Genomic DNA, 12666 nt, shown 5'->3' on the forward strand with positions numbered 1-12666 from the left:
GCTACGGCCGCCGTGACGACCGGCCGGCCTTCCGGCGCGATGACCGTCGTGACGAGCGTCCTCGTGACGACCGTGGCCCCCGTCGCGACGACCGTGGTGGCGGCTTCCGCCGTGACGATCGCCCCCGTGACGACCGGCGCGATGACCGTCCCCCGTTCCGTCGGGACGACCGTCGTGACGAGCGTCCTCGTGACGATCGCGGCCCCCGTCGCGATGACCGTGGTGGCGGTTTCCGCCGTGACGATCGCCCCCGTGACGACCGCCGTGACGACCGTCCTTCGTTCCGTCGGGACGACCGTCGTGACGAGCGTCCCCGTGACGACCGTGGCCCCCGTCGCGACGACCGTGGTGGCGGGTACGGGCGCCGTGACGACCGGCGCGACGATCGGCGAGACGACCGCCGTGGTGGGTACGGGCGTCGGGACGACCGGGACCGTGACCGCGAGCGGGAGCCGATCAAGCGGCTGCCGATCCCGCAGGACGTCACCGGTGACGAGATCGACCAGGACGTGCGCCAGGAGCTCATGAGCCTGCCCAAGACCCTCGCCGAGGACGTGGCTCGTAACCTCGTGATGGTCGCTCAGCTCATCGACGAGGACCCGGAGAAGGCGTACGCCTACTCCCGCGTCGCCCTGCGGCTCGCCTCTCGTGTCGCCGCCGTGCGTGAGGCCGCCGGCTTCGCCGCGTACGCGAACCAGAAGTACTCCGAGGCCCTGGCCGAGTTCCGGGCCGCCAAGCGGATGACCGGCAGCGTGGAGTTCTGGCCCGTCATGGCCGACTGTGAGCGCGGCATGGGCCGTCCCGAGCGGGCCCTCGCCATGGCCGGTGAGCCCGAGGTGCAGAAGCTGGACAAGGCCGGGCAGGTCGAGATGCGGCTCGTCGCCGCCGGCGCCCGCCGGGACCTGGGGCAGCTCGACGCCGCCATCGTCACCCTGCAGAGCCCGGAGCTGGCCTCCAGCTCCGTGCAGCCGTGGACCGCGCGCCTGCGGTACGCGTACGCCGATGCGCTCCTCGCGGCCGGCCGTGAGGACGAGGCGCGTGAGTGGTTCGCCAAGACGGTCGAGGCCGACAAGGACGGCGCGACCAACGCCTCCGACCGGCTCGCCGAGATGGACGGCATCGAGTTCGTCGACGCGGCCGACGAGAGCGATGTGGACGCCGACGCCGAGGCCGGCTTCATCGAGGAGCCGGAGGAGCCGGAGGACTCGGAGGAGTCCGCCGGGGCCGACGAGGCGGAGGACGGCGAGGACGCTGACGACGCCGAGGACGGCGACAAGGCCTGAGCCATAGGCACGGAAAAGGGCGGCACCCCCTCGGGGGCGCCGCCCTTTTTCATGTCCGTAGGCCGGCTCAGTCCAGGTTCAGGCTGCGCAGCACCAGGCCCGTCGCCGGCTTCGGGCCGAACGACGTGGACTTGCGCGGCATCGTGACGCCCTGGCGGGCGAGGTCGCGGACGACCTCCTCCCGTACCGGATGCATGAGCACCGCCGTGCCGCCCCGGCGTTCCGCGAGGGAGATCGCCGCCTCCGTGTCGTGGAGGTAGGCGATGTCTTCCGGGGCGTCCGGGATGCGCCACAGGTGGTCGAGCATCGTCGAGTGCAGCACGGTCGCGTCCAGGGTCCGCCAGGCCCGCGGGCGGTCCGTGCGGATCGTGCGGGCCAGCAGGTCCTCGTCCGGGCGGTCGACCAGGTGGAAGGCGCCGTCCCCGGCGAGCAGGAACGCGTTGCCGTCGGCCGCGGCGGTCGCGAGGACCTCCAGGGCGTGCGGCAGCGGGCCGTCGACCGGCCGTACGCGGAAGCTGCCCTCCAGGGCGGTGAGCGCGTCGGCGACCGGGAGGCGGTTGAGGAGGCGGTGGATGGCGCGTACCCGCAGCGGGTAGCGGGCGGTGTCGATGAGCAGGACCAGGCCGTAGTCCCACGGGCCGGAGGCGCCGGGGTGCTCCTCGCGCAGCCGCAGGTAGGCGGCGCAGCGGTGGTGGCCGTCGGCGATGAGGGCCTGGTGGTGCGTCAGATCGCGGGTGATCGCGGCGAGGTCGTCCGGGTCCGTGACCGACCACAGCTGGTGCTGGAAGCCGTCCTCGGTGGTCGTGGAGAGCAGCGGGGGGTGCTGGATGGCGCGTTCGATGACGGCGGTCGCGCCGTTCGGGTCGCCGTCGCCGCGGTAGGTGAGGAGCAGGGGCTCCAGATTGGCGGCGGTCGTCCGCATCAGCGCGGCGCGGTCCTCGACGACGTGCGGCATGACGTCCTCGTGCGGCATCACCACGCCCTCCTCGGCGGTGGAGAGCTTCAGCGCGCCGATGATGCCGCGCTGGAGGATGTCGCCGCTGCGCTGCTCGTAGACGTAGAGCGCGGGCTCGGGATCGGGGGCGAGGACGCCGTCGGAGAGCCAGCGGTCCAGGGTCTTGGCGGCCTGGCGGTGGCGTTCGGCGGCGGTGTCGGCCTGCGGCAGGATGAGGCGGACGATGTTGTACGGGTCCGCCGACTCGAGGTGGTCGAGGCCGTCCGGCCGGACGACGACGTCGTACGGCGGGGAGGTCACCGCGGCCAGGCTGCCGACCCGTTCGGGGACATAGCGAAGTCCTCGGAACGGGACCAGCTGCAGACCGTCGTTGGCCGCGGGACCGTTGTTCATCCCGTCATCGTAAGTGGGTGACGACGATGAGCGATGATCGGGGGAGTGGCAACCAGCGAGGAGTAGGGATCTATGGGGCAGCACGGCAGGAATCGGCCGGACGGAAGGCCGCGGGGGAGTGCGACCGCGCTCAGCGAGGCGTACGACACGGCGCTGCTGGATCTCGACGGTGTGGTGTACGCGGGCGGGGAGGCCATCGCGTATGCGGTGGAGTCGCTCACGGCGGCCCGGGACGGCGGGATGCACCTCGCGTACGTCACCAACAACGCGCTGCGTACCCCGGACGCGGTGGCCCGGCATCTGACCGAGCTCGGTGTGCCGGCCGAGGCCGGTGACGTGATCACCTCGGCGCAGGCCGTGGCGCGGCTGATCGCCGAGCAGGTGCCGGCCGGGGCGCGGGTGCTGGTGATCGGCGGCGAGGGGCTGCGGGTCGCGCTGCGCGAGCGTGGTCTGGAGCCGGTGGAGTCGGCGGACGACGATCCGGCGGCGGTGGTGCAGGGCTACGGCGGGCCGGAGCTGCCCTGGGGGCGGTTCGCGGAGGCGTGCTACGCCGTGGCGCGCGGGGTGCCGTGGTTCGCGTCCAACACGGACCTGACGATTCCCGGCCGCCGGGGGATCGGGCCGGGCAACGGCGCGGCCGTGGAGGTCGTACGGATTGCGACGGGCGCCGAGCCGCAGGTGGCGGGCAAGCCGCTGCCGCCGATGCACCGCGAAACGATCCTGCGGACCGGGGCCGAGCGGCCGCTGGTGGTCGGGGACCGGCTGGACACGGACATCGAGGGCGCGTTCAACGGGGGTGTGGACTCGCTGCTCGTCCTGACCGGGGTGACCGACGCGGCGCAGCTGCTGGCCGCCGTGCCGCGGCACCGGCCGACGTATGTCGACGCCGATCTGCGGGGCTTGCTGACCGGGCAGCCGGACGTCACGGAGGTGGCCGGGGCCGAGGGCGGCTTCAGCTGCGGGGGCTGGACGGCGGAGGTACGCGGCGACGCGCTCGCGCTCGACGGGGAGGGGACGCCGCTGGACGGGCTGCGGGCGCTGTGCGCGGCCGCCTGGACCCACGCCGGGGACGGCTCGTGCGGCCTCGACTCCGGAAAGGCGCTGGCCCGGCTCGGGTGGTGAGGTGATCTTGGGCGGAGCTCTCGGCCGACCCCATAGTTGGGTAGGCTAACCTAACCGAGTGTTGGTCGAGAGTCCCCCTCAAACGAGCGCGGAGCCGATAGCCGCTGCCCAGCCGTCCCGGCGCAACTCCATACGCGCGCTCGGGCTGTTCGTCGCCGTCGGTGTCCTGCTGCTGATCTGTGTTCTGAGCATCATGGTCGGCGCCAAAGCGGTGCCGCTCGGCGAGGTGTGGCACGGACTGTTCCAGAACGACGGCACCGGCAACGACGTGATCATCAAGGACCTGCGGGTGCCGCGGACCCTGCTCGGGCTCCTGGTCGGCATCGCCCTCGGCCTCTCCGGCGCCGTCATGCAGGCTCTCACCCGCAACCCGCTCGCCGAACCGGGCCTGTTGGGCGTGAACGCGGGCGCGTCCGCCGCCGTCGTCACCGCGATCAGCTTCTTCGGGGTCACCTCGATCACCGGATATGTGTGGTTCGCCTTCTTCGGCGCGGCCGTCGTCTCCGTGGTCGTGTACGTGCTCGGCGGGAGCCGCGGCGCCACGCCCGTACGGCTCGCCCTCGCCGGCACCGCCGCCACCGCCGCGCTCTACGGCTACGTCAACGCCGTCCAGCTCCTCGACTCGGCCGCGCTGGACCGGATCCGGTTCTGGACCGTCGGCTCGCTCGCCACCGCGAACATGGAGACGGTCCGCAACGTCACGCCGTTCATCGTGGCCGGAGTCGTCCTCGCCCTGCTGATCTGCCGCCCCCTCAACGCGATGGAGCTGGGCGAGGACACCGCCCGCGCGCTCGGCGCCGACCTCAACCGCACCCGAGTCCTCGCCATGCTGGCCGTCACCCTGCTCTGCGGAGCGGCGACCGCCGCCTGCGGCCCGATCGTCTTCATCGGCCTGATGGTGCCGTACCTCGTACGCGCCATCACCGGGCCCGACATGCGGTGGATCCTGCCGTACGCGGCCGTCCTCTCGCCCGTCCTGCTGCTCGGCTCCGACGTGCTCGGCCGGGTCGTCACCCGGCCTTCCGAGCTCCAGGTCGGCATCGTCACCGCCCTCGTCGGCGGGCCCGTCTTCATCCACCTCGTACGCCGCAAGAGGATGGCCCAGCTGTGACCGCGACCCAGCCGTCCCCCGCGCCGGAGGCCCCCGCGCGGCGGTCAGCGCCCTCCACCCGTACGGTCAAGGCCATCCGCACCGCCGGCGGGCTCTCCCTGCGGATCGAGCCCCGGGCGGCGCTCTCCGCGCTGCTGTTGCTCGCCGTGATCCTCGCCGTCTCCGTCGTCCTCATCGGCAGCGGAGACTTCCCCATCGCGCCCGCCGACGTCGTCGCCACCCTGCTCGGCAACGGCACCACCGCCCAGGAGTTCGTCGTCCAGGACCTGCGGCTGCCGCGGGTCCTCGTCGCCGTCCTCGTCGGCGCCGCGCTCGGCACCGGCGGCGCCGTCTTCCAGTCCGTCTCCCGCAACCCGCTGGGCAGCCCGGACGTCATCGGCTTCGGGCAGGGCGCCACCGTCGGCGCGCTGACCGTGATCGTGCTCTTCCACGGCAGCGCCGCCGCCGTCGCGGTCGGCGCGGTCGTCGGCGGCCTGGTCACCGGCGCCGCCGTGTACCTGCTGGCCTGGAAGCGCGGGGTGCACGGCTTCCGGCTCGTCCTCATCGGCATCGGCGTCGCCGCCATCCTCACGGCCGTCATCCACTACCTGCTCACCTTGGCGCAGCTGGTGGACGCGACCCGCGCCGTGGTCTGGATGACCGGCTCGCTCGACGGCCGCGACTGGGCCGAGTTCTGGCCGCTGCTCGCCGTGTGCGCCGTCCTGATCCCGCTGGTGCTGGCCCTCGGCCGACCGCTGCGGATGCTGGAAATGGGCGACGACGCGGCGTATGCGCTCGGGGTACGGGTCGAGCGGACCCGGATCGTCCTCATGGCCTCCGCCGTCGTGCTGGTCTCCGTCGCCGCGGCGGCCGCCGGACCCATCACCTTCGTCGCGCTCAGCGCCCCCCAGCTGGCCCGCCGCCTCACCCGCTCGCCCGGCCCCGGCCTCGGCGCGTCCGCCCTGATGGGCGCCGCCCTGCTGCTCGTCGCCGACTGGACCGCGAGCAACGCCTTCGGCGAGCGGCAGCTGCCGGTCGGTGTCGTCACCGGCGTCGTCGGCGGTGTCTACCTGCTCTGGCTGCTGGTCACCGAACGCAAGGCAGGCCGGATATGACCCCGACGCCGTCGACCCCCACCTCCGACACCTCCGAGAAGAAGTCCAGGAGTACGTCCATGCAGAGCCGGCGTCAGCGCCTCAGCGCGGAATCGGTCACCCTCTCCTACGATCAGCGGGTCATCGCCCGCGACCTGTCGGTGGAGATCCCCGACAACTCCTTCACGGTGATCGTCGGCCCGAACGCCTGCGGCAAGTCGACCCTGCTGCGCGCGCTGTCCCGGATGCTCAAGCCGTCCCAGGGCCAGGTCCTCCTCGACGGCCAGGCCATCCACACCATGCCCGCGAAGAAGGTCGCCAAGACGCTCGGGCTGCTCCCGCAGTCGTCCATCGCGCCCGACGGCATCACCGTCGCCGACCTCGTCGCCCGGGGCCGCTACCCGCACCAGGGGCTGCTGCGGCAGTGGTCGCCCGAGGACGAGCGGATCGTCCAGGAGTCGATGGCCGCGACCGGGGTCGGCGAGCTGGGGGAGCGGTACGTCGACGAGCTCTCCGGCGGTCAGCGCCAGCGGGTCTGGATCGCGATGGCCCTCGCGCAGCAGACGCCGCTGCTGCTGCTCGACGAGCCGACGACCTTCCTCGACATCCAGCACCAGATCGACGTCCTCGACCTGTGCGCCGAGCTGCACGAGACCCAGGGCCGGACCCTGGTCGCCGTGCTGCACGACCTGAACCACGCCGCGCGCTACGCCACGCACCTGATCGCGGTCCGGGGCGGCGAGATCGTCGCCGAGGGTCCGCCGTCCGAGGTCGTCACCGCGGAGCTGGTCGAGCGGGTCTTCGGTCTGCGCTGCCAGGTCATCGACGACCCGGAGACGGGCACCCCCCTGGTGGTCCCGGCGGCCCGCGAGGCCCGGTCCAAGGCGGCCGCCGTACGGGCGCCGGAGCGGGCGCAGGCGCTGAGCGACTGACGCGGGGCGGTGGGTGGTCCCGCGGACGTACCAGCCTCCGCCGGCCAGGACCTAGAGCAGGTTCCGCAGGCGCAGCAGGTCGCCGAAGCCCGCCTCCAGGCGGACTCGGCCCGAGGCCCAGGCCTTGGCGAAGTTCAGGTCGCCGTTCACCATCGCGACGAGGTCGTCGCCCTTCATCGCCAGCCGGATCTGGGCCTTGCCGGGCGGCGGCCCGGGCAAGGTGTCGTCGACCTCGATCCGGCCACCCCGCAGCCGTCCCACGAAGGTGAGGTCGAGGTCGGTGATGTGGCAGCTGACCGTACGGTCGAGCGCGGCCGCGCCGCGGACGTCGCCGTTCGCCCGCGCCAGGTTGTCAGAGAGTGTGTCGAGTGCGCTGCGGCACTCCTCCGTCGTTGCCATCGTGACCGACCGTACCCCAGGGCTTCGCGGTAGCGTCTGGGCATGAGCGAAGCGCCCGAACCGACGCAGGCCCCCGGCGACGGCCAGACCGAGGCCGAGGCCGACCCGCGCCTGGACCCCCGGCCCGACGCCGAGCCCGAGGAGGCGTACGAGCCCGCCGCCCCCGCGCCCCTCGGCGTGGCCCGCACCCCCACCGGGCACCCCTGCATCGACGCCCGTCTGGAGCGTCTCGCCGATGCGGACCACCTCCCGGCGGACGGACACCTGGACGTGTACGAGGATGTACACCGGGGCTTGCGTGACGCGCTGACCGCGCTGGACGCCCGCCCCGAGCCCGTATCGCCGTACAGGCCGTCCCACGACAACAGGAGCTGAACCGAACGTGGCAGGAGTGGCACGCCGCCGCCTCGACGCCGAGCTGGTCCGTCGTAAGCTCGCCCGCTCGCGCGAGCACGCGAGCCAGCTGATCGCCGCGGGACGGGTCACCGTCGGCAAGACCCTCGCGACCAAGCCCGCCACGCAGGTGGAGACCGCCGCGGCGATCGTCGTCACCCAGGACGACAGCGACCCCGACTACGTCTCGCGCGGCGGCCACAAGCTGGCCGGGGCGCTGGCCGCCTTCGTCCCCCGGGGGCTGAAGGTCGAGGGCCGGCGCGCGCTGGACGCGGGCGCGTCCACCGGCGGGTTCACCGATGTGCTGCTGCGCGCCGGAGCCGCCCACGTGGTCGCCGTGGACGTCGGCTACGGCCAGCTCGCCTGGTCCCTCCAGAGCGACGAGCGGGTCACCGTCAAGGACCGTACGAACGTCCGTGAGTTGACGCTCGAACTCATCGACGACCAGCCCGTCGACCTGGTCGTCGGGGATCTGTCGTTCATCCCGCTCGGGCTCGTGCTGCCCGCGCTGGTGCGCTGCACCGCGCCCGACGCCGACCTGGTGCTGATGGTCAAGCCGCAGTTCGAGGTGGGCAAGGAGCGGCTCGGCAGCGGTGGTGTCGTCCGCAGTGCCGAGCTGCGCGCGGACGCGGTACGGAACGTGGCGCGGCAGGCGGCCGGGCTCGGGCTCGGGGTGCTGGGCGTGACCGCCAGCCCGCTGCCCGGCCCCTCCGGCAACGTCGAGTACTTTCTGTGGCTGCGGGCCGGGGCGCCCGCGCTCGATCCGGCGGATGTGGACCGCGCCGTGGCGGAGGGACCTCGTTGAGTTCAACACCCCGTACTGTCTTCCTGCTCCTGCACACCGGCCGGCCGGCCGCCGTCCGCAGCGCCGAACTCGTCGTGCAGGGGCTGCTCCGCAGCGGCCTGGGCGTACGCGTCCTGGCGGCGGAGGCGGCCGATCTGCCGCTGCCGCCGGAGGTCGAGACCGTCCCGGAGGCCTGCTCGGACGTCCTTGAGGGCTGCGAGCTGCTGATCGTGCTCGGCGGCGACGGGACGCTGCTGCGCGGTGCGGAGTTCGCCCGCGCCTCGGGGGTGCCGATGCTCGGCGTCAACCTGGGGCGGGTCGGCTTCCTCGCCGAGGCCGAGCGCGACGACCTGGACAAGGTCGTCGACCGGGTCGTCACGCGCGCGTACGAGGTCGAGGAGCGGATGACCCTCGACGTCTCCGTGTACCAGAACGGCGATCTGCTCCACTCCGACTGGGCGCTGAACGAGGCGGCCGTGCAGAAGGTGTCGCCCGAGCGGATGATGGAGGTCGTGCTCGCGATCGACGGGCGGCCGGTGACCGGCTTCGGCTGCGACGGCGTGATCTGCGCGACGCCGACCGGGTCGACGGCGTACGCCTTCTCGGCGGGCGGGCCGGTGATCTGGCCCGAGGTGGAGGCGCTGCTGATGGTGCCGATCGGGGCGCACGCGCTGTTCGCCAAGCCGCTGGTGACCACGCCCGATTCGGTCCTCGCCGTCGAGGTCGAGCCGCACACGCCGAACGGCGTCCTGTGGTGCGACGGCCGCCGTACGGTCGAACTGCCGGCCGGCGCGCGCGTGGAGGTGCGCCGCGGTGTGGTCCCGGTCCGGCTGGCCCGGCTCCACCACGCCTCCTTCACGGACCGTCTGGTCGCCAAGTTCGCGCTGCCCGTCTCGGGCTGGCGGGGGGCGCCGCACTAGCGCCCGTAGGCCGTCCTGGGTCGTCCTAGGCCGCCTGCACCACATGGATGGCCCGGCTCCGCAGCACCGCGCGGACCGGCAGGCCGGTGGCGAGCAGGGTCAGCAGCAGCGTGGCGGCGGCGATCGAGGCGGCGACGGGCCAGGGCAGGTACGGCAGCGGCGAGCCGAAGGCCGTGTCGAGGAGCGGGGCGAGGGTGGCCAGCGCGATCGCCGTGCCGAGCAGCAGGGACGTCAGGGCGACCACGGCCGCCTCCCAGGCCGCCATGGCCCGCACCTGGCGGCGCTGGCTCCCCACGACCCGCAGCAGCGCGACGTCCCGGCGGCGCTCGAAGGAGATCATGGCCAGGGTGTTGGCGGCGGCGATCGCCGCGAACCCGGCGTACAGCCCCGTACCGAAGTAGTCCAGCCACACCTCGCCGCGGGCGCCGGCCGATCCGGTGCGGTGCTCCGCCGTCGTATGGATCGCGATCTTGGTGAGGCCGAAGCCGACGACCAGCACGAGCGGCACCACCGCGGCCGCGAAACGCCTCGGCTGGGTACGGACGTTGAGCATCGCCAGCCGTGCGCTGCTGCCGAAGCGGCCCACGAGCGCGGACACCAGCCAGGCCGCCGGTCCGATGAGCCGCGGGCCGAGGAGGCCCGTTCCGACGCAGAAGAGGATCAGGACCAGGAAGGACGCCTCACCCGCCTTCTCGGCCGGCTCGCGGGACAGCAGCACCGACAGGGCCACGCCGCCCGCCACGGCCGCCAGGCCCAGCGGGGTGCGGACCAGGCCCAGCGTCCGCCGCCCGCTCGCCGCCTCCTCCAGGGCACGCGCCGGGCGCAGCAGCGAGAAGCGCAGCACCGACAGGACGGCCGCGAGCGTCGACGTCACCGCCGTCACGCCCACGGACAGGGGCAGGGCGAGCCAGGTCAGGGAGAAGGCCGTCCCGGTCGGGATCAGGCCGTGCCCCACCATGCCGTCGAACCACACCCGCGCCAGCGCGCAGCCGCCCGCGCAGCCCAGCAGCGCCGCCGGTACCGACGCCGCGAGCGCCTGGACGGCGACCGCGCGGCGGACCTGACCGCTCCGGGCGCCCACGGCCCGTACCAGCGCCAGTTCGCGGTGCTGCTGCGTGACCGCCGTCCCCATCGTCGAGACGACCACGAAAATCGACATGTAGATGGATCCGATGAGCAGGACGAGCGCCATCTCGCCCACGCCCTCCGTGCGGACCCCGCTCGTCACCCCTAGCATCGTGGTCGACGCGCTCATCACCGCCGAGGCGAAGAGGGCCGCCACCGCCGTTCCGGCGAAGGCGGGCCGGTGGGCGCGCAGCGCGGCGAGCGCCAGTCGTGTCGTCGTCATGTTGATCATGGTGCGGCGGGGCGGGGCGCCGGCGACATGCGGCGGGCACCCGGATCGCAGGGGGGAAATCCCTACCCCGGCGGGTGACGAAGGCCCGCCACGACCTGCGCCTTCGCCGGCGCGGGGCGGGGGCCGTCGCACACACGCCCCCCGACCTCGTAAGGTCTTCACCGTGTTGGAGGAGATGCGGATACGGTCGCTCGGAGTCATCGACGACGCGGTCGTCGAGCTGTCACCCGGTTTCACCGCGGTGACCGGTGAGACCGGTGCGGGCAAGACCATGGTCGTGACCAGCCTGGGGCTGCTGCTCGGCGGGCGCGCCGACCCCGCCCTGGTGCGGATCGGCGCGGGCTCCGCCGTCGTCGAGGGCCGGATCAGCCTGCCCGCGGGCGCCTCCGTGGCCGCACGGGCCGAGGAGGCCGGCGCCGAACTCGACGAGGGCGCGCTGCTCGTCAGCCGCACGATCTCGGCCGAGGGACGCTCCAGGGCGCACCTGGGCGGGCGCGCGGTGCCCGTGGGCCTGCTCGCCGAGCTGGCCGACGAGCTGGTCGCCGTCCACGGCCAGACCGACCAGCAGGGCCTGCTCAAGCCCGCGCGGCAGCGCGGGGCGCTGGACCGGTACGCGGGCGACGCCGTCGCCCGCCCGCTGGCCGCGTACGGCGAGGCGTACCGCCGTCTGCGGGCCGTCACCGCCGAACTCGACGAACTGACCACGCGCGCCCGGGAGCGGGCGCAGGAGGCGGATCTGCTGCGCTTCGGGCTCGCCGAGGTCGAGGCCGTGGAACCGCTGCCGGGCGAGGACGTGGAGCTGGCCGCCGAGGCCGAACGGCTCGGCCACGCCGAGGCACTGGCCTCCGCCGCGGCCCTCGCGCACGGCGCCCTCGCCGGCAACCCCGAGGACCCGGAGGCCGTCGACGCGACGACCCTCGTCGGCGGCGCGGGCCGGGCCCTGGAAGCCGTACGCGCCCACGATCCGGCGCTCGCCGCGCTCGCCGACCGGATGGGCGAGATCGCCATCCTGCTGGCGGACGTGGCCGGGGAGCTGGCCGGGTACGCCGACAACCTGGACGCCGACCCGCGGCGGCTCGCCGCCGTCGAGGAGCGCCGCGCCGCGCTCACCGGCCTGACCCGTAAGTACGGCGAGAACATCGCCGCCGTCCTCGCCTGGGCCGAGGAGAGCGCCGCCCGGCTCACCGAACTGGACGGCGACGATGACCGGATCGGCGAGCTGACCGCCGAGCGGGACACGCTGCGGACGGAACTGTCCGGGCTCGCTCAGGCGTTGACCGACGCCCGCACGGAGGCGGCGGCGCGGTTCGCCGACGCCGTCACCGCCGAGCTCGCCTCGCTCGCCATGCCCCACGCGCGCGTGTCCTTCGACATCCGCCAGCTGGAGGACCCGGAGGGCGTCGAGGTCGGCGGCCGTACGGTCGCCTACGGACCTACCGGCGCCGACGAGGTCGAACTCCTCCTCGCCCCGCACCCGGGAGCCCCGCCGCGGCCGATCGCCAAGGGCGCGTCGGGCGGTGAGCTGTCCCGTGTGATGCTGGCCGTGGAGGTCGTCTTCGCCGGTACGGACCCGGTGCCGACGTATCTCTTCGACGAGGTCGACGCGGGTGTCGGCGGCAAGGCGGCGGTGGAGATCGGCCGCCGTCTGGCCAAGCTCGCCAAGTCCGCGCAGGTCGTCGTCGTCACCCACCTTCCGCAGGTGGCGGCCTTCGCGGACCGGCAGCTGCTGGTCGAGAAGACCAACGACGGGTCCGTGACGCGGTCCGGGGTCACGGTCCTGGAGGGCGAGGACCGGGTGCGGGAGCTGTCCCGGATGCTGGCCGGGCAGGAGGACTCGGAGACGGCGCGGGCGCACGCGGAGGAACTGCTGGCGACGGCGCGGGCGGACGCGTAGGCGACGGAGCGCGGGCGGGGCCAGGCGCGCCTGCGAGAGCTCCAAGGCGC

At 73.7% G+C, this 12666-nt stretch carries 12 protein-coding genes and 1 pseudogene; 10 read left to right on the top strand and 3 right to left on the bottom strand.

Annotated elements, in window-relative coordinates; all coding sequences use genetic code 11:
• A pseudogene (locus ACZ7LT_RS30070) lies at positions 1-528 on the top strand (hypothetical protein); the annotation flags it as partial.
• Positions 510-1283 (top strand): tetratricopeptide repeat protein, encoded by a 774-nt coding sequence (locus ACZ7LT_RS30075; RefSeq protein WP_471239268.1) that lies wholly within the window; start codon positions 510-512, stop codon positions 1281-1283. The pseudogene ACZ7LT_RS30070 and the gene ACZ7LT_RS30075, both read left to right, overlap by 19 nt.
• Positions 1284-1350: 67 nt before the next feature.
• On the opposite strand, the gene ACZ7LT_RS30080 is transcribed toward ACZ7LT_RS30075, so the two are convergent.
• Complete coding sequence (locus tag ACZ7LT_RS30080) at positions 1351-2631, bottom strand: DUF1015 domain-containing protein (RefSeq protein WP_471239269.1); 1281 nt, start codon at positions 2629-2631, stop codon at positions 1351-1353.
• Positions 2632-2703: 72 nt separating this feature from the next.
• Here ACZ7LT_RS30080 and ACZ7LT_RS30085 point away from each other — a divergent pair, with 72 nt between their 5' ends.
• The 4 genes from ACZ7LT_RS30085 to ACZ7LT_RS30100 all read left to right on the top strand — a co-directional run bounded on the left by ACZ7LT_RS30085 (position 2704) and on the right by ACZ7LT_RS30100 (position 6869).
• A complete protein-coding gene (locus tag ACZ7LT_RS30085; protein WP_471239270.1) occupies positions 2704-3753 on the top strand; it encodes an HAD-IIA family hydrolase in 1050 nt (349 codons plus the stop codon).
• Positions 3754-3811: 58 nt separating this feature from the next.
• On the top strand, positions 3812-4864 hold the full coding sequence (locus tag ACZ7LT_RS30090; RefSeq protein ID WP_471239271.1) for a FecCD family ABC transporter permease: 1053 nt from the start codon (positions 3812-3814) through the stop codon (positions 4862-4864).
• Positions 4865-4938: 74 nt separating this feature from the next.
• Positions 4939-5958 (top strand): FecCD family ABC transporter permease, encoded by a 1020-nt coding sequence (locus tag ACZ7LT_RS30095; RefSeq protein ID WP_471239433.1) that lies wholly within the window; start codon positions 4939-4941, stop codon positions 5956-5958.
• Between the two features lie 59 nt (positions 5959-6017).
• A complete protein-coding gene (locus ACZ7LT_RS30100; RefSeq protein WP_471239434.1) occupies positions 6018-6869 on the top strand; it encodes an ABC transporter ATP-binding protein in 852 nt (283 codons plus the stop codon).
• Between the two features lie 51 nt (positions 6870-6920).
• Here the strand turns inward: ACZ7LT_RS30100 and ACZ7LT_RS30105 are convergent, their stop codons facing one another.
• Positions 6921-7268: an SCP2 sterol-binding domain-containing protein gene (locus tag ACZ7LT_RS30105; protein ID WP_471239272.1), complete on the bottom strand. Its 348-nt coding sequence runs from the start codon at positions 7266-7268 to the stop codon at positions 6921-6923.
• A gap of 42 nt (positions 7269-7310) precedes the next feature.
• Here ACZ7LT_RS30105 and ACZ7LT_RS30110 point away from each other — a divergent pair, with 42 nt between their 5' ends.
• Genes ACZ7LT_RS30110 through ACZ7LT_RS30120 form a run of 3 tightly spaced genes read left to right on the top strand, consistent with a single transcriptional unit; the run spans position 7311 to position 9365 of the window.
• Positions 7311-7643: a hypothetical protein gene (locus ACZ7LT_RS30110; protein WP_471239273.1), complete on the top strand. Its 333-nt coding sequence runs from the start codon at positions 7311-7313 to the stop codon at positions 7641-7643.
• A 7-nt stretch (positions 7644-7650) separates the two neighbouring features.
• Positions 7651-8466, top strand: coding sequence for a TlyA family RNA methyltransferase (locus ACZ7LT_RS30115; protein WP_471239274.1), 816 nt, complete (start codon positions 7651-7653; stop codon positions 8464-8466).
• Positions 8463-9365, top strand: a complete 903-nt coding sequence (locus ACZ7LT_RS30120) for an NAD kinase (protein WP_471239275.1) — start codon at positions 8463-8465, stop codon at positions 9363-9365. Before ACZ7LT_RS30115 ends, ACZ7LT_RS30120 begins: the two co-directional genes overlap by 4 nt.
• A 25-nt stretch (positions 9366-9390) precedes the next feature.
• On the opposite strand, the gene ACZ7LT_RS30125 is transcribed toward ACZ7LT_RS30120, so the two are convergent.
• Positions 9391-10713, bottom strand: coding sequence for an FtsX-like permease family protein (locus tag ACZ7LT_RS30125; RefSeq protein ID WP_471239276.1), 1323 nt, complete (start codon positions 10711-10713; stop codon positions 9391-9393).
• A gap of 184 nt (positions 10714-10897) precedes the next feature.
• On the opposite strand from ACZ7LT_RS30125, the gene recN reads away from it, so the two are divergent.
• Complete coding sequence (gene recN, locus ACZ7LT_RS30130; RefSeq protein ID WP_471239435.1) at positions 10898-12616, top strand: DNA repair protein RecN; 1719 nt, start codon at positions 10898-10900, stop codon at positions 12614-12616.
• Positions 12617-12666 lie beyond the last annotated feature (50 nt).

It is taken from the genome of Streptomyces sp. NPDC039465 (assembly GCF_055639315.1).